Raw genomic sequence first — 22,771 nt, forward strand, 5'->3', positions numbered from 1 at the left:
ACGACGGACACGAAGGACGAAGACGTGTGCCCGGCGCCGGGGTCCCTCAGGACTCCCGGCGCCGGGCGTTCCCCCGCAACCCCCGTATGCGGTGGTCTCCTCGGTTGGTTCAGTCCGTCGCGATCGCGTTCAGGACGTTCATGCGGCCCGCGCGGAACGCGGGGATCAGGGCGGCGAACAGGCCCACGAAGGCGGAACCGACGAAGACCCCGATGATCGTCGGCCAGGGGATCTCCAGGACCTTCAGGCCCTGCAGGGCGAGCAGCTTCTGGGCCGTGGCGCCCCAGCCCATGCCGAGGCCCAGACCCAGCAGGGCACCGAAGAGGGCGATCACCACCGACTCCATGCGGATCATGCGGCGCAGCTGGCGGCGGGAGAGGCCGATGGCCCGCATGAGGCCGATCTCGCGGGTCCGCTCGACCACCGAGAGGGCGAGGGTGTTCACGACACCGAGGACCGCGACGATGATCGCCAGGGCGAGCAGGCCGTAGATCAGGTTCAGCAGCTGGCCGATCTGGTCCTTGAGCGCCTGCTTGTAGTCGGTCTGGTCGCGCACGGTGTACTGCGGGTAGTCGTGGAGGGCGGTCTTGAGCGCCTTGTAGGCGCTGTCCTGCCGCCCGTCCTTGGCGGTGGCGAAGACCAGGTCGTCGAGCGGCATCTTGGCGGCCGGCACGTACTTGGCGAGCGTGGTGATGTTCGTGTACTTGGAGCCGGCGTCGATGAGGCCGTCGCTGCTGGTGATCGCCCGGACCGTGAGGTGGGCCGTGCGGCCGTCCTTGAACCTGACGGAGATCTTCGAGCCGAGGTGGATGCCGTGCGCCTCGGCGAACTTGTCGTACACGGACATCGAGTCGGGCAGGTAGGCGTCCTTGAGATCACCGGCGACGGTCTTGGTGCGCAGGTCGGTCGCGTACGTCGGGTCGGCCGCCGTGATGTCGGTGTCCTTCAGGGTCTTGCCGTCGGGCGTGGTGTAGTCGGCCGTGGTGGTGCGGTACTCGGTGACGCGCGCGAGTCCCGGTACGTCCTTGACGGCCTTGACCGCCTGCGGGGTGATCCGCTGGCCGCTGTCGGACTGGATGATGAAGTCCGTGCCGACGGTCTTGTCGAGTTGGTCGCTCGCGGAGGCGACCATGGAGGAGCCGACCACGGAGAGACAGGCGACGAGTGCCAGTCCGATCATCAGGGCGGCGCCGGTGGCGCCGGTGCGGCGCGGGTTGCGCAGCGCGTTGCGTTCGGCCATGCGCCCGACGGGGCCGAACATCCGCAGCAGGACGGCGCCCAGGACCCGTACGACAGCGCCCGCCAGCAGCGGTCCGATGACGACGAACCCGATGAGGGAGAGGACGATGCCGAGGCCGAGCCAGGCCGAGCCCTCCTTGGCCTGCTCGGTGGCCGAGGCCAGATAGAGGCTGTAGCCGCCCGCGCCGGTCAGCACCAGGCCGACCAGGGCGCGTATGCGGCCCGCCCTGGCGTCGGCGGGGGCGCCCGCGTCGCGCAGCGCGGCCATCGGGGAGACCTTGCCGGCGCGGCGCGCGGGCAGGTAGGCGGCGAGGACGGTGACGACGACGCCGAGGAGCAGGCCGAACACCGGGGTCGTCCAGGCGACCGTCAGATCACTGGTCGACAGGTGCATGCCCATGGAGCCCATCAGCTTCATCAGGCCGACCGCGATGCCGACGCCCGCGCCGACGCCCAGGATCGAGCCGGCCACGCCGAGCAGCAGGGCCTCGACGAGCACGGACCGGTTGACCTGGCCGCGGCTGGAGCCGACGGCCCGCATCAGGCCGATCTCGCGGGTGCGCTGGGCGACCAGCATCGAGAAGGTGTTGATGATCAGGAAGATGCCGACCAGGAAGGCGATCCCGGCGAAGCCGAGCATCGCGTACTTCATGACGCTCAGGAAGCTCTCGACGTCCTTCTGGTTGGCGTCGGCGGTCTCCTTGGCGGTCTGCACCTTGTAGGCGGAGCCGAGTTCGCCGATCACGTTCTTCTTCAGCTGCGGGTCGGTCACCCCGGCCGCGGCCGTCACGTTGACATTGGTGAAGACGCCGGTCTGCCCGACGAGCGCCTGCTGGGCGGTCCTGGTGTCCAGGTAGAAGATCGCGGCACCGGGGTTGGTGACGGTGAAGTCGGCGATGCCGGAGATCTTCGCGGTGTGCGTGCCCACCGCGCTGATGACGGCGAGTTCGTCGCCGAGCTTCAGGTGGTGCTTGTCGGCGGTGTCGGCGTCGACCATGATCTGGCCGGAGTTCTCCGGCGCCGCACCGGAGGTGATCTTCATGGTGCGGGCGTCGTTGGAGTTCCAGCTGCCGACGATGGTCGGCGCGCCGCTGGACGGCGACAGGCTGTCCTTGTCGGCGTTCACGACGGTCACGGACGTCGAGAAGACCGTCCCCTCGGCCGCCTTGACGCCGGCCGCCGCGCGGACCTTGCCGACCACCGAGGCCGGCATGACCGGCGGCCTGCCGTTGTCGGAGGTCGTCTGTCCGGTGTCGGAGGCGCCCTTGGCGCTGACCGTGACGTCGGACGAGGTAGCCGCGAACAGCTTGTCGAACGTCGTGTTCATGGTGTCGGTGAACACCAGCGTGCCGCACACGAACGCCACCGACAGCAGGACGGCGACCGCCGACAGGGCCATGCGCCCCTTGTGCGCGAAGAAGTTGCGCATCGAGGTCTTCATGACGGTCATGACGTACGCCCCCGCGCGTCGAAGTCCTTCATGCGGTCCAGGACGGTGTCCGCGGTCGGCTTGAACATCTCGTCGACGATCCGGCCGTCGGCGAGGTAGAGCACGCGGTCCGCGTAGGAGGCGGCGACCGGGTCGTGCGTGACCATCACGATCGTCTGGCCCAGCTCGTCCACGGAGCGGCGCAGGAAGCCGAGGACCTCCGCGCCCGCGCGGGAGTCGAGGTTTCCGGTCGGCTCGTCACCGAAGATGATCTCGGGGCGCGCGGCGAGGGCGCGGGCCACGGCCACGCGCTGCTGCTGACCGCCCGAGAGCTGTGTGGGGCGGTGCTTGAGCCGGTCCGCGAGCCCCACGGTCTCCACCACGCGCCCCAGCCACTCCTTGTCGGGCTTCCGCCCGGCGATGTCCATGGGGAGCGTGATGTTCTCCAGCGCGTTCAGCGTCGGCAGCAGGTTGAACGCCTGGAATATGAAACCGATCCGGTCCCGGCGCAGCTTCGTGAGCTTCTTGTCCTTCAGGCCGGTGATCTCGGTGTCGTCCAGGTAGATCTGACCGCTCGTCACGGTGTCGAGCCCGGCGAGGCAGTGCATCAGAGTGGACTTCCCGGACCCCGAGGGGCCCATGATCGCGGTGAACTGCCCCCGCGCGATGTCCACGTCGACATGGTCCAGGGCGACGACACGGGTCTCTCCGGCCCCGTACGCCTTGACGACCTGCCGCGCCCGCGCGGCAACGGCCGTACGCCCTCCAGTACCCCCGTGCCTGGGAATGGTCACAGCCGATGTCACGGTATGTCTCCTAAGTCGGTCAGCAAATGAGCAGCACTGTGCTGCGCCTTGCTGCGAAGCGGTTGGTACGCCGATGAGTCTGTCCGCACGCGGGCCTGTCCCGCGCTGGTGCGAAGCCCCGTCTTTCCGGGGGGAAAACCCCACCCCCGCCGGTTCGGTCAACCACCCCCGGCGGCGTAAGACCAGGTTAAGGACGGGCGGGGTGCCGTCTCCTCCTCCGGCGGTACGAACCCTCCCCGAGCCGTAGTACGGAGAACCCCCTAGGGGACGTCCACCGCCGGGTGGAGCCTTTCTCGGGGTTGCGCTCCACCCACCGGCCCAGGCAGCGTCCACCCTCCCGTCGCGGGAGGGTCAAGTCGCCGTGCACTCCGGCCAGGTGGCTACGGACTTCCACCTGGTGGACGCGTACTCCCGCCGTGCCGGAGCGGATGGGAAGCTGTCGTACGCGACATAGATACATGAGGAACACATCGGGAGGGGATCCGGCGTGGGGAACACGAAACCCGCGATACGCACGGCGGGACGCGAGGCCGCGACGGGCCGACGGGGGGCCGTGGTGGCCGCCCTGATGCTCGCCATGGCGCTGGCGGCACTCGACTCCACCGTCGTCTCCACCGCCGTACCCCAGATCGTCGGCGACCTCGGCGGCTTCTCGGTCTTCTCCTGGCTCTTCTCCGGCTACCTGCTGGCCGTCACCGTGACGCTGCCGGTGTACGGCAAGCTCTCCGACACCTTCGGCCGCAAGCCGGTGCTGGTCGCGGGCGCCGCGGTGTTCCTGCTGGGGTCGCTGCTGTGCGCGGTCGCCTGGAACATGGCCGCGCTGATCGCGTTCCGGATCGTGCAGGGCCTCGGCGGCGGGGCGCTGCAGGGCACCGTGCAGACCCTCGCGGCCGACCTGTACCCGCTGAAGGAACGCCCGAAGATCCAGTCGAAGCTGTCCACGGTGTGGGCGGTGTCGGCAGTCGCCGGGCCGGGGCTCGGCGGGGTGCTGGCCGCGTACGCGGACTGGCGGTGGATCTTCCTCGTCAACCTGCCGATCGGCGCGGCCGCGCTCTGGCTGATAGTGCGTCACCTCCACGAGCCGAAGCGCGCGCCGCGCACGCCCCCGCGGGTGGACTGGGCGGGTGCGCTGGCGGTCTTCGCGTGCGGGGGCGTACTGCTGACGGCGCTCGTGCAGGGCGGGGTGGCGTGGGCGTGGTGGTCCGCGCCGTCGTGCGCGCTGTTCGCCACCGGGTTCGCACTGGTGGGGCTCGTGGTGTGGATCGAGCGCCGGGCGGCGGAGCCGATCATCCCGGGGTGGGTGTGGCGGCGCCGTACGATCGCGGCCGTCAACCTCGCGCTCGGCGCGCTCGGCCTGCTGATGGTGGCGCCGACGGTGTTCCTGCCGACGTATGCGCAGTCGGTCCTCGGGCTCGCGCCGGTGGCCGCCGGGTTCGTGCTGTCGGTCTGGACGCTGAGCTGGCCGATCTCCGCGGCCCTCAGCCAGCACGTGTACCGGCGGATCGGCTTCCGCGACACCGCGCTGCTCGGCATCGGCGCGGCCGCGCTGATCCTGTTCGCGTTCCCCTTCCTGCCCTACCCGGGGTCGGCCTGGCAGCCGACGCTGCTGATGCTCCTGCTCGGCGGCGCGCTGGGCCTGTTCCAGCTGCCGCTGCTGGTGGGTGTGCAGTCGACGGTGGGCTGGGAGGAGCGGGGCACGACGACCGCGTCGGTGCTGTTCTGCCGGCAGACCGGCCAGACGATCGGGGCGGCGGTGTTCGGGGCGGTCGCCAACGGGGTGCTGGCGGCCCGGCTGGGCGGCGCGGGCGACCTCGACTCCGTCACGCGCGCGCTGGACGACGGAACGGTCCCCGAGGCCACCCGGCACGCCGTCGCGGCCGCGGTCCACGCGGTGTACTTCGGGGCGGCATGCGCGGCGGCGGTGGCGTTCGTGGTGCTCCTGTCGGTGGCACCGCGACGCTTCCCGGTCCTCAAAGACTGACTCCCGTCCCGGCGTTAACGCGGGTAACACCCGAGGTCAGACACGTTCGCGTGAAGTAAGCGCATACCGGCCGGCCAGTTGCCGAAAATGGCCGCGCACCCCGGATACCTGCGAGTAACGTGCGTCCCCCGCTCCCTCCTCTCCCTGCGGTCCGCCGCCACGGACCCGAGCCATGCAAGGAGCACCGGGATGTCCTACGACCCTTCCATGCCTTCCCCACCCGAGCCGCCAGACCTCACCTACCCCTGGCAGCCGCTGCCGCCTCAGCCGCCGAGACCCCGGCACGTACCCCACCGGGAGCCGGTCGGGCACCACAGCGACCTGCGGGTGCTGCGCGGCGCCTACCGCCTCCAGCGGCGCACCGCGACCCTCACCGCGCTCGGCTACTTCACGCTCTTCCTGGTGCTGTCGGCGTTCGCCCCGCGCGTGATGACGAGCACGGTCGCCGACGGCGTACCCGCGGGACTGCTCCTCGCACTCCTCCAGCTCCCCGTCACCTGGCTGGCGATCGCCCTCTACGAGCACACCGCGCGCCGCCACGTCGACCCGCTCGCCGACCGCATCCGCAGGACCGCGGAACTGGACGCCAGGCGCGGGGCCGCACGGTGACCGGCTTCGGCGGCTCCGCCCAGTCCATGTCCCTGGTCGCCTTCACCGTCGTCGCCACGCTCACCCTTCTGCTGTGCGTGCTGACCGGCCCGGACCGCGACGACCTCGACGAGTTCTACACCGGCTACGGCTCCCTCTCCCCGCTGCGCAACGGCCTGGCCATCGCCGGCGACTACATCTCGGGGGCCGGCGCCCTCGCCGGCGCCGGGGTGATCGCCCTGTGCGGCTACGACGGCGTCGTCCTCGCCCTCAGTACAGCCCTGTCGCTGATGCTGCTGATGTTCCTGCTGGCCGAACCGCTGCACAACGCGGGCCGGTTCACCATGGGCGACGCGCTGGCCCGCCGGATGCCCGGCCGGTCGGTACGGATCGCGGCCTGCGCGGTGACCATCGCCGCCCTGCTGCCGCTGATGCTGGTCCAGCTGGCCGGCGCCGGCCAGCTGATGGCCTTCGTCCTCGGCTTCTCCAACGAGACCGTGCAGACCGGCTGTGTCATCGGCCTCGGCGCCCTGATGATCAGCTACGCGGCCATCGGCGGCATGAAGGGCACCGCCCTCATCCAGATCCTCAAGATCGTGACCCTGCTCGGCTCCGGCACCGTCGTGGCCCTGCTGGTCCTGCACCGCTTCGACTGGGACCCGGGCGCCCTGCTCACCGCGGCGGCCAGGGGCAGCGGCGCCGGAACCGCCTACCTGCGCTCCGGCCTCCAGTTCACCGGCGGTCCCGCGCCCCGCCTGGACATGATCAGCTCGGAGCTGACCGTCGTCCTCGGCGGCGCCTGCCTGCCGCACATCACCATGCGCATGTACACCGCCTCCAGCGCCCGCCAGGTCCGCCGGTCGATGTCCTGGGCGGTGTCGTGCGTGGCCCTGTTCGTGCCGGTCGTCAGCGTCGTCGGCTTCGGCGCCACCGCCCTGGTCGGCCGCGCCGCCATCGTCGCCGCCGACCCGCAGGGCAACACCGCCTACCTGCTGGGCGCCCGCGCGGCGTTCGGAACCGACGTCTCGACGGCGGAGACCCTGCTCTTCACCACCGTCACCGCGGCGATCTTCCTGACCCTGCTCGCCTCCGTCGCCGGCATGATCCTCGCCTGCGCCAACTCCCTCGCCCACGACGTCTTCGCGACCCGCGTCCAGGACATGCCGGCCCGCCGCGAGATGACCCTGGCCCGCGTCTCCGCGCTCGCCATAGGAGTCCCCACGATCCTGCTGGCGACCCTGGTGCAGCACCACAGCCTGCAGCCCCTGATCACCCTCTCCTTCTGCCTCGGCGCCTCCGCCCTCGCCCCGGCCCTGGTCTACGGCCTCTTCTGGCGCCGTTACACCCGCACCGGCCTGCTGTGCACACTCGTCGGCGGCACCCTCACCGTGCTGCTCCTGATGCCCGGCACGAACCTGGTCTCGGGCTCGCCGGGCGCCGCCTTCCCGCACGCCGACTTCAACTGGTTCCCCTTCACCACCACCGGCCTCGTCTCCATCCCCGCCGGATTCCTCCTGGGCTGGCTGGGGACGGTCGCCTCCGGCCGGCGCAGGGCCGCGGAGCAGCGACGGCAGTACGAGGCCGTGGAGGGGTGGATCCTCGCGGGGGCGGTGCGGAGAGGAAGCTGAGCGCTCCGCGGGAAGTGCCGCAGGCGCTCCGCCCGAAAGTGCCGCTATGCGTTGTCGGTCGGCTGCGGCGCCGTCGTGGCTGGTCGCGCCCACGCGGCGGTAGCCGCATATGGATACAGCCCCGCGCCCCTTTCGGGGCGCTTCCGCGGCCCCGCTTGGGCGGAGCCAAGGGGGCGCGGGGCGCTATTCCGCCGCCGCGCGCCCCGTCAGGGACATGAGGCTGTCCCGCATGTGGTCCATGTGCGCCTGGACGTCGTCCCAGGTCTCGCCGTGCTCGCGCAGCACGCGCTCGGTCTCCCGCGCGATGCGCTCCTCACGGGTCCGGGCCTCCGCGAGGACCTCCGAGGCACGCGCGTGTGCCTCCTCCTGGGACCGGCGCGCCGACTCCTCGGACTCGACCAGGGCCCGCTCCGCCTCCGCCAGGGCGGCCTCGGCGCGGGCGATGCGTTCGGCGTTGTGCGCGTCGACCGCGGCGGCGCGCGCGGCCTCCTCGCGTTCCTCCCCGGCCCAGCGTTCGGCGTGCTCCTTGACCAGTTCGGCGAGCATCCCGGTGGTGCGCTGCCGCACCTCGCGCAACGCCGAAAGGGCCTCGCCCCGCCGCTCCTTGACCTCAAGGCGGGCGCCGATGCGGATGTCGTCCGCCTCGGCGCGCGCGGCGAGGAGCCACTGGCGGGCGCGTTCCTCGGTGTCCGCGCGGAGCGCGTCGGCCTGCTCCTGCACCGCACAGCGCGCGCTGTCGGCACGCGCCGCGGCCTCCGCGACCCCGTCCGTCAGCGCCCGCCGGGCGCCCTCGTGCAGGGCCCTGGCCTCCTCCACCACGAGCCGGAACACCCGGTGCGCGCGGTCCCCGAGCGCCTCGTACGTCTGCGGAGGGAGCTGTTCGACCTCGGCGCGCAGCCGCTCGGCCTCCGCCTCCATCTCCTTGGCGAGCACGGTGAGCCGCGCGGCACGCTCCCACGCGGCGTCCCGGTCCTCGCAGAGCGCCACCGTGAACGTGTCGACCTGATCGGGGCGGTAGCCACGCCCCCGGACGGTCACGAAGTCGTACGGCGACATCGATGCGCTGCTCACCTGGAACCCCTCTCCGCCGGACCCGCACGAAATGATGATTTCGCGGACATCTTGATGGATCGGACGTAAGTGTTCATAACGCGACACTCCGCATGGCGTGCTCGAAACACCGCACGCCACGCCAGGGGACTACGAGCACGTCAGGGGGCGTGCACGCTCAGCCGCGCGCCCTGCGGTAGCGGGTCAGCACCAGGGCGCCCACTCGTTCCGCCGCCAGGCACTCCAGTTCGGCGGGCGGGCCGCCGGCCGGGAACAGCGGCCGGCCGGCGCCGAGGACGGTGGGGAAGGTCAGCAGCCGGTACTCGTCGACCAGGCCGGCGGCCGCCAGAGCGTGGACGACACCGAGGCTGCCCATGACGACCACGTCCCGCTGCTCGGTCTTGACGGCGTCCAGGAGATCGCCGTCGACGAGACGGGAGTTCGCCCACGCGGACACGTCGGTCAGGGTGCGGGAGGCGACCAGCTTCGGCGCGGCGTTCAGGCGCGCGGAGAACGGGTCGTCGCGGCCCGGCCACAGGCGCGAGAAGGCCTCCCAGGTGGACCGCCCCAGCAGGACGACCCCCTCGTCCAGGGTGCGGCCCAGGCCGAACCTGTCCCCGGTGATCTCCTCCCGGCCGAACCGGAAGAGCCAGCCGCCGTACGGCGTGCCCTCGGAACCGTCCGGATCGGACACGATCCCGTCCAGGGTGGTGAACTGGATGACGACAACACTCATGACGGTTGTCCCTTCGCTCGATGGTCACCGGTACATACCGGCGGCACCGGGCGGGCTCATCGCCGTCCCCGGAAATTCTTTCCCGACCGCCTCAGCCGGCGGGAGGCGCGAGCGGCGCGGGCGGCTGCGCCGGTGCGCACGCCGTCAGCACGCGCGGGTCCGTGAACACGACGTTGCGCGCGACCCGGCCGCCGCCGGTGACCGTGAGGATCTGCACGGAGTGCAGCCGGTGCCCACCGCCCGGCTCCGGGGCGTACGCGACGAGCGCGGGCTGTCCGCCCGCGGTGCGGGAGCGCGTGCGCCAGCCGGTGCCACGGAGCCGGAACACCCGCTCCATGAACAGGCCGTAGTCGCCGCGGCCCCGGTACCACAGCGGCAGCGGCGGCATCTCCAGCACCGCGTCGTCGGTGAGCAGCCGCACCAGCGCGGGCACGTCGGCCGCCTCGAACGCCTGCTGATACCTCAGGACCGCCGCCCGCACCTCGGGATCGTCCGGCTCGCTCACCTCGTCCACCGCACCCGTCCGCGCGAGCGCGGCGCGCGCCCGCTGGAGTGCGCTGTTCACGGCCGGCACCGAGGTCTCCAACTGGTCGGCGACCTCGGCGGCGCTGAACTCCAGTACCTCGCGCAGCACCAGCACCGCCCGCTGCCGCGCGGGCAGCAGCTGGAGCGCCGCCACCAGCGCGAGCCGCAGATCCGCGCGCGCCTCCACATCGAAGCGCGCGTCGGGGAACGGCTCCAGCCACGGCACGTCCGGCGCGGGCGTGAGCGGCGCCTCCGGGTCCGTACCGGGCGCCCCGAGCCCCGACGGCAACGGCCGCCGCACGCGCCCCTGGAGCGCCGTCAGGCACACGTTCGTCGCGATCCGGTACAGCCAGGTCCGCACGGAGGCCCGCGCCGGGTCGTAGCGCTCACGGGCCTTCCAGGCCCGCAGCATGGTCTCCTGCACCAGGTCCTCGGCCTCGTGGAACGAGCCCAGCATCCGATAGCAGTACGCCACCAACTCGCCCCGGTACGGCTCGAAGTCCATCCGCCCATCATGCCCGCGCGGTACGACAGTCGGGCACGCGCGCGTGGGGGCCGGTCCGGCCTCCCGACCCGACCGGCCCCCGTACGGCCGTCCTACGCCCGCTCTACAGCAGCCCGTCCCACATCTGCTCCAGCAGCACCGACCACCAGCTCTCCGGCGAACCGAGCGCCGCCGGGTCCAGGGAGGCCAGCTGGGCCTGGAAGTCGACGGTCCAGCGGCCCGCCTGCTCCTGGTTCAGGCCGAACCTGAGCCGCCACATCCGGCCCAGCAGGGCCAGACAGCGGGCGAACTCCGGCAGCCCCGTGTTCACGAACTGCGGCGGCACGGACGCCCCGCCCGGCCCCGCCTCCACGGGCACGGCCACGATGTTCGCGGTGCCGTACTGCACACAGACCGCCTTGCCGAAGTCGGTCCCCATGACGAGGTACGACGCCGCGTCCGGCGCCGGCTGCAACCCGCGCTCCTGCGCCAGCTCCGCCAGCGTCGGCACCGGACGGCCCGGCTGCGCCTGCGCCCAGAAGAACGGCCCCATGTCCAGCGGCAGCCCCGCCGCCACCAGCGTGTGCGCCACGATCGGCGGCACGCCCTGCCGCGACACCGCCGCCTGCTCGAACCGGAACACGCCAGGACCGAACGCCGCCGCCAGCTCCTGCGCGATCGCCTCCGGCGGGACCGGCGGCGCCGCCTGCACCTGCGGCAACGGCGCCCGCACCGGCGCGGGCCGCGCGGGACCCGCCGCCACCTGGTGCAACTCGCCCTGATGCGCCAGCAACTGCCGCATCCCCTGCTGCCGACTCGCGTGGTCCGTCCCGTACGGTGCGATGCTCGCCAGCCGCGCCTGCGGCCACTGCTCCCGGATCATCCGCGCACAGTAGGCACCCGGCAGCTCGCACGACTCCAGCTCCGTGTGCAGCTCCAGCACCTGGTCCGGCGGCACGTTCATCGCCCGCAGCTCGTGGAAGATCTGCCACTCCGGGTGCGGGGTGCCCGGCGCCGAACGCCGGATCAGCTGCTGCTCCGAGCCGTCCTGCGCCCGGTAGCGCAGCACCGCCTGATAACCCGGCCCGACCGTCGGCTGCCCCTGCTGCGGCGGCGGGTAGCCGTAAGCCGGCGGCTGCTGCCCGGGCACGGGCTGACCGGGCATGGGCTGACCGGGAGGCGGCGGCACCGCACCGGCCGGCCTCGGGGGCGGCATCTGCGCGGCGCCCGGCGGCATACCGGGGGCACCCGGAGCGCCCACCGGAGGCGCGGCCAGCACGGTCTCCGCATGGTGCACCGGCGCGCCGCCCGGACCAGCGGGAACGCCCTGCGCGCCACCGGGCGCGGGAGGCGTGCCAGGGGCGCTGCCCGGGGGCTGAGGGGCGCCCGGCGCGGGAGGTACGCCCGGGGCGCCCGGCATGCCTTGCACACCCGGAGCGCCAGGCATACGCGGGGCGCCCGGAGGCTGCTGCGCGCCCGCGCCCATCCCGCCCGCGCCCATCCCGCTCGGGTCGACCAGCATAGTGGCCGCGCGATAGACGTCGCCCGGAGGCGTGCCACCCGGAGTACCCGGCGCACCGGGCGAGTTGGGGGCACCCGGCGGAGTCTGCGCGCCCGGCACCTGCGCCGCACCCGCACCCGCACCCGCACCCGCCGGACCTTCAGGCCCCTTGGGCCCCAACGCCGACACCATCTGCGTCGGCGCGTACCCGCCCACCGGCGCACCCGGCGCACCCGGCACGGGCGGCTGAGGCGTACCTCCGGGGTGGGCACCCGGCGCTCCCGGAGCGCCCGGCGGTGGCGGCGGCGCACCGGCCCCGCCACGCGCCCTGCGCGGCGGAGGTGCGGCCTTGCTCGTCGCGGCGTCCGCTATGTCACTGGCGTTGGGCGCGAGAGGCCGCCCCGGAGCGGCCGGGCCCGCCGGATTCGCCGGGGGCCGGGGCGCGCCCGGAGCACCGGCCGGAGCACCGGCGGGTGCCTGCGGAAAGCCGTAGCCCGGAGCGGCCGGCGCCTGCGGATAGCCGTAAGAAGGCGCGGGCGGGGTCGCGGGCGCACCCGGGGCCGCCGGTCCCTGTGGGTAGCCGTACGGCGGGGCGTCCTGCGGAGGCCGCGGAGGCGTGCCGCCCTGCGGCGCACCGCCCTGCACACCACTCGCGCCCGGCACACCCGGCACACCCGGCGCACTCGGCGCACTCGGGTCGTCGAGCGCCGGGGACACCGCCGTGCGGGGCAGTTGGCTGCCTCCCGCCATCAGCGCCGTCTCGGCATCTCCCAGGGCACCGTCGTCGGCATCGCTCAGCGGCGGTGCGAACACCGTCGCGGGCAGCGGAACGGAACGGTCCTCACCGGCATCGGCGTTCGTGTCCGTACCGGCCCAAGGAGTCCCACCGGCGGGCACGTTGTGCGCGCCCGGCGCACTCGACGGACCCTGCGCCCCGCCGGCCTCCGGCCAGGAGGCACCACCGTTCCCCGCCGGACCGGCCCCGGCGGCCGCCGCCGGCACTCCGGCCTGCGTCTCGGCAAGGCCGGCGGAGCCCGCCCCAGAGCCGAAGCCGGCACCGGCACCGGCACCGGCCGACGCCCCGTCACTCCCCGGGCGCCGATCCTGGATACCCAGCTTGTCCGCCGCCTCCTGGAGCCACTCCGGGGGGCTCAACAGGAACGACGTCTGGTTCAGGTCCACCCGGGCCGCAGGCGCCGGCACCGCGTCGGCGATCTCCGCCTCACGGCCGTACTCCTCCTCGTACCGGCGGATCACCTCGCCCACCGGCAGCGCCGGCCACAGCGTGGCCTCACCGCTGTCACGGGCGATGACCAGCCGCTGCCCGCCCGCGTCCGACCGCGGACCCTCCGCGCGGTCCTCGCCCCACACCACGAACCCGAGGCCGAACTCCCGCACCCGCACCTCACGGTGCTGGTACGCCGGCACATCGCCGTTGATCCACTCTTCCGCGCGCTCCTGCGCCTGCGCGAACGTCACCATGCCGGTCCTCACTCCCCCGAGCCGACCGAAGCGGCGCGCGCGAATCCACCGTCGACCATCAGGTTCGCCACCGTCTCCAACTCCGGCGGGGACCCCGCCAGCCGCGACAGGAACACGTCGAAGTCCTCACCGCAGGGCAGCAGCAGGCGCTCCACGCGCTCCGCCGGCGACCATCCCGGATCCACGTCACGCGCGTCGTCGTACGCGCAGAACCACACCGAACCCAGCCGGTCGCCCTTCACCTTCACCGCGAGCAGACCGCCCTGCACGAAGGTGACACCCAGGTAGTCCTTGGTCAGATGGTCGCGCAGGCACTTGTTGACGTACACGAGGTCGTTCACCGCGGCCTCGTCGCGGACCGTGAAGAACGGCTGGTCCAGCAGCAGTCCGAGGCCGGCGTCCAGAGCCGTGCCCACCGGCGCGCAGCCGCCCGCCGCCTTCAGGAACGAACGGTACGCACCCGGCAGCCGGTACCCGAGGTCCTCCTCGACCCCCTGCACCTGCGACTCCGACACCGCCACACCCGACTTCGGCAGTCCGAAGTGCGCCGGACGCGTCTCCTGCAACGGCCGCGTCCCCCGCTTGCCGTGGTCCACCCGCGACGTCGCCACCCCGCCGTGATGCCGCAGCAACGCCTTCACCTCGACCGGGACCAGCTCCAGCCGCCGCGACCCCACCACGTGATGCCACGTCCAGCCGTGCGGCGTCGCCACCGCCGGCACCGTGTCCCACAGTTCATGACCCGAAGCCGACAGCACCGCGTTCGCGGACACGAAGTCCGTCAACCGCAACTCGTCGACCCCGAAACCCTCCGGCGGATCGGCGATCTCCGCCGCCGCGCGCGCGTAGGGCGAGAAGTCGGGGTAGCCACGCTCGTCGATCCGTACCCCTCTCGGGTGACGTGCCGCCCGGACCGGATCCGGGAAATGCACGACCTGCCCGGCATAGGCCACGTTCGGCGGCGCGGCTTGCTGCCCGAGCCGACCTGTCGTCATGACGGTTGCCCCCTGCGGCACTCTGTACGAGCCGACACCACACCTCTGCGGCGCGCCACGGCCCGTATCCGGCTGTCTCTCCCACGTCCCAGACGCGTCGACCGCGCCCATCGCGGTGCCGACAGCCTATGCGGTACACGAACCCCGGTCATCGGCCCTCCGGTTCCGTGACCAGCCGTCACCCCGCCGTGACAGCCTGCCCAAACCCGGGCGTGTCGCACCGCCCCAGCTACCGCACCCGCCACCGGATTTGGCAGTCTGTGACTTTCGGGGGGATGCCCGGGAGGGGAAGACGATCATGAACGCCACACAGACAGGACCGCATACCGCCATGTCCGGCGCCACCCACGGCGCCCTCGACGGCGACCCCCGCATCGGCTGGAGCAGCAGCGAAATACCTCCCGCGCCCACCCTCCAGCACCGCCGCGACGGCATCCTGCCCACCGTCGCCGCCGCCCTCTCCGTCCGCGGCGCCACCCTCACCGGCACCGCCGCCCGCGGCGACCAGCCGCCCCCGCTGCACCCGCTGGTCCAGGAGTTCCTCGACACCCTCCCCAGCGGACAACGCGACCGCTTCACCGGCCGCTGCGCCGAAGCCATCCTCGTCTCACGCCACATCAGCGTGGCCGACGCCGCCCGCAGCAAACGCGCCCTGCGCAAACCCATGACCAACGGCGAAGCCCGCAAAGCCCTCAAGCAGGCCAAACTCACCGCCCGCCGCATACGCGAGGACGGCGACCCCCTGCACGGCAGCTTCGCGGCCCCCTGCCGGGCCTGCGCCGCCCTCACCGCCCACTTCGGCGTCCGCGTCGTCGACCCCACCACCGACGCCTGACGCACACCCCCACGCACACGGACAACAGACACAGAGCACCGCACCCGCACCCGCACACACGAACCAGGACGATCGAAGGGCAGATGCACGCCGACCGCACCTCATCCCCCAGTCTCGGCCTCGCCCGACCCGGGGGACCCCCCTCGCGCTTCTCCGCGCCCGTCGACGCGGCCCTGCGCGCCGCCGGCTGGCAGCCCGGACGCTGGGACATAAAGCAGGCCGAGGTCTGGGCCGACGCACTGCGCGACCACGCCTCACCCGCCGGGCACCGGCACGCCGTCTTTCCCGCCGCGGTGGAGGCCTGGGCCGAGTTCGGCGGTCTGCACGTCAGCCCCGCCGGCACCGGCCGCCAGATCGCCCCCGCCACCCTCCACATCGACCCCCTGCACGGCCTCCACCTCGCCCGCACCCTCGGCGACCTCGGCCGCGCCCTCGACACCGAGGTCTGCCCCCTCGGCGCGGAGACCGACACCCACTCACTCCTCGCCATCGACGCCGAGGGCCGTGTCTACACCCTCGACCACACCGGCGACTGGTACCTCGGCCCCGACATCGACCACGCCCTGACCGCCCTCATCGCGGGCGTCGAACCCCAACGCCTCACGACCCAGTCGTAACCGGCCCAGTCGTAACCGGCGGGTCAGGCCGCCGGAATCACCGCCGACACCCGGAAACCCCCGGCATCGGTCGGCCCCGACACGAACACCCCGCCCAGCCCCAGCACCCGCTCACGCATCCCCACCAGACCGTTCCCACCCGACGGCAACCCCACCGACGCCGCCGAGGCCGGCTCCGGCGGCGGCTCGTTCTCCACCTGCATCGCGATCTCCGCCACCCGGTGCGCCAGCCGCACATGCGTCTTCGCGCCCGCCGCGTGCTTGTGGACGTTCGTCAGGGCCTCCTGCACCACCCGGAACGCCGTCTGCTCGATCACCGCGGCATACGAGCGCGCGGCGCCCTCGACCGACAGATCAACCACCATGCCGGCCGCCGCCGACTGCCCGATCAGCACCTCAAGCTCCGACAGCCACGGGCCCTCCTCCTCCGCCACCCGCGAAGCAGCCGCCGCGGCCGCCACCCCCACCGCGGCCAACGGCACCGAGGCCGGCACCGAAGCCGAAACCGGTGCCGGTCCGGGCGCGGGAACCGTTCGCCGCTGGGCGGCCTCCCCCGAACGCAGCACCCCCAGCATCTCCCGCAGCTCCGTCAACGCCTGGCGCCCCATGTCCCCCACCAGCGCCGCGTTCCGCACCGCCTTCTCCGGATCCTTCCGGGCCACCGCCTGCAACGCCGCCGCGTGCACCACCATCAACGACACCCGGTGCGCGACCACGTCATGCATCTCCCGCGCGATCCGCGTCCGCTCCTCGCCCCGCGCCCACTCCGCACGCTCCTCCGCCCGCTCCGCGAGCAGCTGAAGCTCCCGCTCCAGGCTGTCCGCCCGCTCCCGCAGGCTCTCCATCAGCCGCCGCCGCTGCCCCACGTAGAGCCCCAGCAGCATCGGCGGAGCGGTCAGCCCGAGTGACGTGGTCACGGCCGCGAAGGGGACGAACCAGTCCCCCAGCGTCAGATCCCCCCGCGCCATGTCCTGCTTCACCCGCACGAAGGTCACGATCATCGTCCCGACCAGGGACATCCCCGCCAGCGCCACGATGATCCGGCGCGGCAACTCCGCCGCGGCGAGGGTGTAGAGGCCGACGATGCCCATCAGGAAGCCCATCTGGGCCGGCGTGATCGCGATCGCGACCAGCACCACGGCGATCGGCCACTTCCGGCGCAGCACCAGTACGGAACCGGCCAGCAAACCGAACACGATCCCCGCCGACACCGGGATCCCCGCGTCCCGCGCGAACGGAATCCCCTCCGCGGCGCACTCCAGCGCCGACACCAGTGCGAGCCCCACGTCCAGAACCGCACTACGCCACCGCGACCACCACCACGGCCCGGTCAAGGCCGTCGCGTGGTCTGCCCCCGTCGTGGTCATGCCTCCAGCCTACGGGCGCGAGGGTGGGCTTTTCCGGTGAGTTTCGTCTACTCACCTACACCACACTCCGTAACCGAACAACACCGAAACCCCCTGGTATCCCCCGAACCGCCGAACCACGCACGTTCGAACCCGGAACAGAGCATTCCGCCCGGACGGTATGTGAATGGCGCATCCATGCAGCAATTACCGGGATTTCGAGATCGCGAACGCGCGGCGACGAAGCGGGAAGCCGTGACACCCGCCGGGGAGTTGCCCGGCCGGAAACCGTCACCGGAACAGAAGAAGCGCAGACCACTTGTACCGTCGCACGGAAGGCGCCTGGTACGGCATAGTAGGAGGCGCCGCTCGGCGACCTGATTCAAATGTCCGGTTCAGTCGAGAATTTTCCCCCGTGGTGTAATTGGCAGCACCGTGGCTTTTGGTGCCATTTGTCCGGGTTCGAGTCCTGGCGGGGGAGCCCTATCCGGTTCGGGCCCTGACAGCTCCGTCAGGGCCCGCTCCCATGTCCCCCACGAAACGCCCCGGTATCCTGCGGATGTCACCCCCACCCATCCAAAAAGCCGAAGGGCAACTCCGTGAGCGCCATTCGCCCGGCAGCCGTCGTCGTTCTCGCAGCGGGTGAGGGCACCCGTATGAAGTCGGCCACACCGAAGGTCCTGCATGAGATCTGCGGCCGTTCCCTGGTGGGTCATGTGCTCGCCGCCTCCCGTGAGTTGGACCCCGAGAACCTGGTCGTCGTCGTAGGGCACGCGCGCGAGCAGGTCGCCGCGCATCTCGGAGAGGTCGACGCCGCCGTCCGTACCGCCGTGCAGGAGCGGCAGGACGGCACCGGGCACGCCGTGCGGATGGCGCTGGAGGAGCTGGGCGGGGCGGTCGACGGAACCGTTGTGGTGGTCTGCGGGGACACCCCGCTGCTGACCGGGGAGACCTTGAAGCGGCTCGCCGGGACGCATCACGGCGACGGCAACGCGGTGACCGTGCTGACCGCCGAGGTGCCGGACGCGACCGGTTACGGCCGTATCGTGCGCGACGCCGCCTCCGGTGAGGTGACGGCCATCGTGGAGCACAAGGACGCCTCCGAGGCACAGCGGGCGATCCGGGAGATCAACTCCGGGGTGTTCGCGTTCGACGGCCGGCTGCTGGCGGACGCGCTGGGGAAGGTGCGGACGGACAACAGCCAGGGCGAGGAGTACCTGACCGACGTGCTCGGGATCCTGCGGGAGGCCGGGCACCGGGTGGGGGCCTCGGTCGCCGGCGACCACCGGGAGATCGCCGGGATCAACAACCGGGTGCAGCTGGCGGAGGCGCGCCGCATCCTCAACGACCGGCTGCTGGAGCGGGCGATGCTGGACGGCGTGACCGTCGTGGACCCGGCGACGACGTGGGTGGACGTGACGGTGACCTTCGAGCAGGACGCCGTCGTCCACCCGGGGACGCAGCTGCTCGGTTCGACGCATCTGGCGCAGGGTGCCGAGGTCGGTCCGAACAGCCGGCTGAAGGACACCCGGGTCGGTGCCGGGGCGCGGGTGAACAACACGGTGTCCGATTCCGCCCATGTCGGCGCGGACGCGTCTGTGGGACCGTACGCCTATCTGCGGCCGGGGACCCGGCTGGGGGCGAAGGGCAAGATCGGTACGTACGTGGAGACGAAGAACGCGTCGATCGGGGAGGGGACGAAGGTTCCGCATCTCTCGTATGTCGGTGACGCGACGATCGGCGAGTACTCGAACATCGGTGCGGCGAGCGTGTTCGTGAACTACGACGGGGAAAGCAAGCACCACACCACCGTCGGGTCGCACTGCAAGACGGGTTCGGACAACATGTTTGTGGCGCCTGTCACGATCGGGGACGGTGCGTACACCGCTGCCGGGTCCGTGATCACGAAGGATGTGCCGCCCGGTTCGCTGGCCGTGGCCCGCGGTCAGCAGCGGAATATCGAGGGTTGGGTGGCCCGGAAGCGTCCGGGGAGTCCGGCGGCGACGGCCGCCGAGGCGGCTTCCCGGCGGGGCGCGAGTGAGGACTGACCGGAAACAGGTGCGCCGAAGACGTCGTACCGTGATAAGTGCACACCCGCACCTAACCAGCTGATTCGGCCTCCCGCGCCCGGCACACAGGGCGCTGGAGATCCAGCTGTACGGCTGAGACACCTCTGAGGAGACAGTGCTGTGACCGGGTTCAAGACGACCGGCGAGAAGAAGATGATGTTCTTCTCCGGCCGCGCCCACCCCGAGCTTGCCGAGGAGGTCGCCCACCAGCTGGGTGTCGGGGTCGTCCCGACGAAGGCCTTCGACTTCGCGAACGGCGAGATCTACGTCCGCTACCAGGAGTCGGCGCGCGGTGCCGACTGCTTCGTGATCCAGAGCCACACGGCTCCGATCAACCAGTGGATCATGGAACAACTGATCATGATCGACGCCCTGAAGCGTGCGTCGGCGCGGTCCGTCACGGTGATCGTGCCCTTCTACGGTTACGCGCGGCAGGACAAGAAGCACCGCGGTCGTGAACCGATCTCGGCACGGCTGATCGCGGACCTGATGAAGACGGCGGGTGCGGACCGGATCCTGACCGTGGATCTGCACACTGACCAGATCCAGGGCTTCTTCGACGGTCCGGTGGACCACCTGTTCGCGCTGCCGCTGCTCGCGGACTACGTGGGCTCGAAGGTGGACAAGGACAAGCTGACGATCGTGTCCCCGGACGCCGGCCGGGTGCGGGTGGCCGACCGCTGGTGCGACCGGCTCGGTGCGCCCCTCGCCATCGTGCACAAGCGGCGCGACAAGGACGTGGCGAACCAGGTGACCGTCCACGAGGTCGTGGGTGAGGTCAAGGGGCGCGTCTGTGTCCTGGTCGACGACATGATCGACACGGGTGGCACGATCTGTGCGGCGGCGGACGCGCTGTTCGCGCACGGTGCGGAGGACGTCATCGTGACGGCGACGCACGGTGTGCTGTCGGGTCCGGCGGCGGACCGGCTGAAGAACTCGCGGGTGAGCGAGTTCGTGCTGACGAACACGCTGCCGACGCCGGGTGAGCTGAGCCGGGATCTGGACAAGATCACGGTGCTGTCGATCGCGCCGACCATCGCGAGTGCGGTGCGTGAAGTGTTCGAGGACGGTTCGGTGACGAGCCTCTTCGACGAGCAGTGAGGTTTCTGCACCGGCCCCTTTAGGTGCCGCTGAAGATCCTTTTGGGTACGGCCTCCCCTCCGAGTAGACTGCTGCAGTTGCTCGGCGAGGGAGGCCGTACCTGTTCGCGCAGGTGTCGGCGGTCCGTTATCGACGCGCTCTTCGTAGCAGGCCGTTCGTGGCCGGGTGACCACGTCCGTATCTACCTCTACGAGGAGTGATCACCATGTCCGAGGTAAAGATTTCCGCCGAGACGCGCAGCGAGTTCGGCAAGGGCGCCGCGCGCCGCATCCGCCGTGACAGCAAGGTCCCCGGTGTCCTGTACGGCCACGGTTCGGACCCGCTCCACCTGACCCTGCCGGGCCACGACCTGCTGCTCGCGCTGCGTACGCCGAACGTCCTGATCTCCCTGGACATCGACGGCAAGTCGAACGAGCTGGCGATCCCGAAGTCCGTCGTGCGCGACCCGATCAAGGGCTACCTGGAGCACGTCGACCTGCTGCTGGTCAAGCGCGGCGAGAAGGTCACGGTCGAGATCCCGGTGCACACCGAGGGCGAGCTGGCCGCCGGTGGCAACCTGCTGGAGCACGTGCTCAACGCGCTGCCGGTCGAGGCCGAGGCCACCCACATCCCCGAGTCCGTCACCGTCTCGATCGAGGGCCTGGAGGCCGGTGCCTCCGTCCTCGCCAAGGACATCACCCTGCCGTCCGGCTCGACCCTGGCCGTCGACGGGGACGCGGTCGTCCTCCAGGTCCTGGCCGCGCAGGCGGAGGAGTCCGCCGCGGGCGAGGCCGCGGCCGAGGAAGCGGCCGAGGCCTGAGCCGTCGGTTCAGGTGCCGTCTGCTTCATAGGCACCCGGCGCTGGTGGCTGTGCCCACCCGTTCCGCCCTGCGGAACGATTGCCCACAGCAGAGTTAAGCTCCAGCCGCCGCTCCTTTCAGCGGAGCGGCGGCTGTGGCATGTGTGAGGAGACATGGACGTGACCACCCCCGCCAACGCCCCCTGGCTGATCGTCGGGCTCGGCAATCCCGGGCCCGAGTATGCGATGAACCGGCACAACGTCGGGTTCATGGTCGTGGAGTTGCTCGCCGGGCGGATCGGGGGGAAGTTCAAGCGGGCCGGGAAGGCGCAGGCGCAGGTCGTGGAGGGACGGCTCGGGGCGCCGGGGCCCGCGAGTCGGCGGGTGATCCTGGCGAAGCCGATGTCGTTCATGAATCTCTCCGGCGGCCCCGTCAACGCGCTACGCGACTTCTACAAGGTGCCGGTCGCCAACATCGTGGCGATCCATGACGAACTGGACATCGACTACGGCGTCCTCCGTCTGAAGCTGGGCGGCGGCGACAACGGGCACAACGGGCTGAAGTCGATGACGAAGGCCATGGGGGCGGACTACCACCGGGTGCGGTTCGGGATCGGGCGTCCTCCGGGTCGTATGCAGGTCGCCGACTTCGTGCTGAAGGACTTCTCCTCGGCCGAGCGCAAGGAACTGGACTACTTCGTGGACCGGGCCGCCGACGCGGTGGAGGCACTGGTCACCGAGGGGCTGGAGCGGGCACAAAGCTCGTACAACTCCTGACTTGTCCCCCACGGCAGTTGACCGGCCGTAGGGACATGGCCAATGATCCCGGCCATGCCTGCTGCCTCCGCCGCTTCCTCCCGTACGGCCCCGGTCAACGCGCTGCGTGTCGCCTCGATGGGCGCGGTCGCCGTGCTGATCCTGGTCGCCGGGGTGTGGGGGTCCTGGGGCACCGCGCAGGACGTGATGCTGACGAAGGGCAAGGAACAGGGCACCGTCAAGGTGACGGCGTGCGGTGACGACACCTGCACGGGGCCGTTCACGCCCGTCTCGGCCGGTGCGTCCAAGCGCGCGAGCGTCGTCGTCGACAAGTCGGTCGCGATGCGCAAGGGGCAGACGTACGACGTGATCGTGAAGCCCGGTACCAGTGATGTGGTGCGGTCGGGTCCCTCGGGGATCCTGTACGCCTGGGTACCGCTCGGCGGTGCGCTGCTGCTGGCGTCGGTGGTGGTGGCCGGGGGGCTGCGGCTGACGCGGGTGGCGTGGCTGCTGGGGGGTTCGGGGATCGCGCTGCTCACGGCGGCGTTCGCCGCGTTGCAGTGAGACGTCCGAGTGAAATGACCGAGTGAGACGACTGGTGCCCCGGGGCGTACGCCCCCGGGGCACCGTCGTGTCCGAGGGCCGTCAGCCGGTGTTGCGCAGGCCGGCCGCCACGCCGTTGACGGTGAGGAGCAGGGCGCGGGCGAGGAGTGGGTCGGCGGGTTCTCCTGCTGCGGCGGCGTCGCGTTGGCGCTTGAGGAGGGTGACCTGGAGGTAGGAGATGGGGTCGAGGTAGGCGTCGCGGATGGTGAAGGTCTGCTTGAG

19 protein-coding genes and 1 tRNA gene are annotated in these 22,771 nt (G+C 71.7%); 11 read left to right on the forward strand and 9 right to left on the reverse strand.

Annotated features, from left to right (window positions below; all coding sequences use genetic code 11):
• Positions 1 to 109: 109 nt before the first annotated feature.
• Both ACFWPS_RS38475 and ACFWPS_RS38480 read right to left on the reverse strand, forming a co-directional pair.
• Positions 110 to 2,689 carry an ABC transporter permease gene (locus tag ACFWPS_RS38475; RefSeq protein ID WP_383714322.1) on the reverse strand — a complete coding sequence of 860 codons (2,580 nt, stop codon included), beginning with the start codon at positions 2,687 to 2,689 and terminating at the stop codon, positions 110 to 112.
• Positions 2,686 to 3,474 carry an ABC transporter ATP-binding protein gene (locus ACFWPS_RS38480; protein ID WP_383714326.1) on the reverse strand — a complete coding sequence of 263 codons (789 nt, stop codon included), beginning with the start codon at positions 3,472 to 3,474 and terminating at the stop codon, positions 2,686 to 2,688. The genes ACFWPS_RS38475 and ACFWPS_RS38480 overlap by 4 nt, the downstream gene beginning before the upstream one ends.
• A 487-nt stretch (positions 3,475 to 3,961) precedes the next feature.
• Here ACFWPS_RS38480 and ACFWPS_RS38485 point away from each other — a divergent pair, with 487 nt between their 5' ends.
• The 3 genes from ACFWPS_RS38485 to ACFWPS_RS38495 all read left to right on the forward strand — a co-directional run bounded on the left by ACFWPS_RS38485 (position 3,962) and on the right by ACFWPS_RS38495 (position 7,671).
• Positions 3,962 to 5,455, forward strand: a complete 1,494-nt coding sequence (locus ACFWPS_RS38485; protein WP_383714329.1) for an MFS transporter — start codon at positions 3,962 to 3,964, stop codon at positions 5,453 to 5,455.
• Between the two features lie 189 nt (positions 5,456 to 5,644).
• Entirely contained in the window at positions 5,645 to 6,064 is a 420-nt protein-coding gene (locus ACFWPS_RS38490; protein ID WP_383714331.1) for a DUF485 domain-containing protein, read from the forward strand.
• A gap of 26 nt (positions 6,065 to 6,090) precedes the next feature.
• Entirely contained in the window at positions 6,091 to 7,671 is a 1,581-nt protein-coding gene (locus tag ACFWPS_RS38495; RefSeq protein WP_383714371.1) for a cation acetate symporter, read from the forward strand.
• A gap of 183 nt (positions 7,672 to 7,854) precedes the next feature.
• Here the strand turns inward: ACFWPS_RS38495 and ACFWPS_RS38500 are convergent, their stop codons facing one another.
• The 5 genes from ACFWPS_RS38500 to ACFWPS_RS38520 form a co-directional block, all read right to left on the reverse strand.
• Entirely contained in the window at positions 7,855 to 8,742 is an 888-nt protein-coding gene (locus ACFWPS_RS38500) for a cellulose-binding protein (RefSeq protein WP_383714334.1), read from the reverse strand.
• Between the two features lie 157 nt (positions 8,743 to 8,899).
• The gene (locus tag ACFWPS_RS38505) at positions 8,900 to 9,457 is read right to left on the reverse strand and encodes a dihydrofolate reductase family protein (protein WP_383714335.1); all 558 of its coding nucleotides are present in this window, start codon (positions 9,455 to 9,457) and stop codon (positions 8,900 to 8,902) included.
• Positions 9,458 to 9,548: 91 nt separating this feature from the next.
• Positions 9,549 to 10,487 carry an RNA polymerase subunit sigma-70 gene (locus ACFWPS_RS38510; protein WP_383714338.1) on the reverse strand — a complete coding sequence of 313 codons (939 nt, stop codon included), beginning with the start codon at positions 10,485 to 10,487 and terminating at the stop codon, positions 9,549 to 9,551.
• A 103-nt stretch (positions 10,488 to 10,590) separates the two neighbouring features.
• Entirely contained in the window at positions 10,591 to 13,449 is a 2,859-nt protein-coding gene (locus ACFWPS_RS38515) for an SUKH-4 family immunity protein (RefSeq protein WP_383714341.1), read from the reverse strand.
• Between the two features lie 8 nt (positions 13,450 to 13,457).
• Entirely contained in the window at positions 13,458 to 14,444 is a 987-nt protein-coding gene (locus ACFWPS_RS38520; protein ID WP_383714343.1) for an HNH endonuclease, read from the reverse strand.
• 298 nt (positions 14,445 to 14,742) lie between these two features.
• On the opposite strand from ACFWPS_RS38520, the gene ACFWPS_RS38525 reads away from it, so the two are divergent.
• Positions 14,743 to 15,279, forward strand: coding sequence for a YwqJ-related putative deaminase (locus ACFWPS_RS38525; protein WP_383714345.1), 537 nt, complete (start codon positions 14,743 to 14,745; stop codon positions 15,277 to 15,279).
• Positions 15,280 to 15,362: 83 nt separating this feature from the next.
• Complete coding sequence (locus tag ACFWPS_RS38530; protein WP_383714348.1) at positions 15,363 to 15,896, forward strand: SUKH-3 domain-containing protein; 534 nt, start codon at positions 15,363 to 15,365, stop codon at positions 15,894 to 15,896.
• Between the two features lie 23 nt (positions 15,897 to 15,919).
• On the opposite strand, the gene ACFWPS_RS38535 is transcribed toward ACFWPS_RS38530, so the two are convergent.
• On the reverse strand, positions 15,920 to 17,263 hold the full coding sequence (locus ACFWPS_RS38535) for a sensor histidine kinase (protein WP_383714351.1): 1,344 nt from the start codon (positions 17,261 to 17,263) through the stop codon (positions 15,920 to 15,922).
• A 388-nt stretch (positions 17,264 to 17,651) separates the two neighbouring features.
• Here ACFWPS_RS38535 and ACFWPS_RS38540 point away from each other — a divergent pair.
• From ACFWPS_RS38540 to ACFWPS_RS38565, 6 genes are all read left to right on the forward strand, one after another.
• Positions 17,652 to 17,723: transfer RNA gene (locus tag ACFWPS_RS38540), tRNA-Gln, on the forward strand.
• A 118-nt stretch (positions 17,724 to 17,841) separates the two neighbouring features.
• Positions 17,842 to 19,290 (forward strand): bifunctional UDP-N-acetylglucosamine diphosphorylase/glucosamine-1-phosphate N-acetyltransferase GlmU, encoded by a 1,449-nt coding sequence (gene glmU / locus ACFWPS_RS38545; RefSeq protein WP_383714353.1) that lies wholly within the window; start codon positions 17,842 to 17,844, stop codon positions 19,288 to 19,290.
• Positions 19,291 to 19,431: 141 nt separating this feature from the next.
• Complete coding sequence (locus ACFWPS_RS38550; protein WP_383714355.1) at positions 19,432 to 20,412, forward strand: ribose-phosphate diphosphokinase; 981 nt, start codon at positions 19,432 to 19,434, stop codon at positions 20,410 to 20,412.
• Between the two features lie 205 nt (positions 20,413 to 20,617).
• On the forward strand, positions 20,618 to 21,211 hold the full coding sequence (locus ACFWPS_RS38555) for a 50S ribosomal protein L25/general stress protein Ctc (protein WP_383714358.1): 594 nt from the start codon (positions 20,618 to 20,620) through the stop codon (positions 21,209 to 21,211).
• A 153-nt stretch (positions 21,212 to 21,364) separates the two neighbouring features.
• A complete protein-coding gene (gene pth / locus ACFWPS_RS38560; RefSeq protein WP_383714361.1) occupies positions 21,365 to 21,967 on the forward strand; it encodes an aminoacyl-tRNA hydrolase in 603 nt (200 codons plus the stop codon).
• A gap of 42 nt (positions 21,968 to 22,009) precedes the next feature.
• Positions 22,010 to 22,510, forward strand: coding sequence for a hypothetical protein (locus ACFWPS_RS38565; protein WP_383714363.1), 501 nt, complete (start codon positions 22,010 to 22,012; stop codon positions 22,508 to 22,510).
• An 81-nt stretch (positions 22,511 to 22,591) separates the two neighbouring features.
• Here the strand turns inward: ACFWPS_RS38565 and ACFWPS_RS38570 are convergent.
• On the reverse strand, positions 22,592 to 22,771 hold a 180-nt coding region (locus ACFWPS_RS38570), incomplete at its 5' end, for a phosphoenolpyruvate carboxylase (protein ID WP_383714366.1).

The organism is Streptomyces sp. NPDC058457 (genome assembly GCF_042720695.1).
GTDB lineage: Bacteria > Actinomycetota > Actinomycetes > Streptomycetales > Streptomycetaceae > Streptomyces.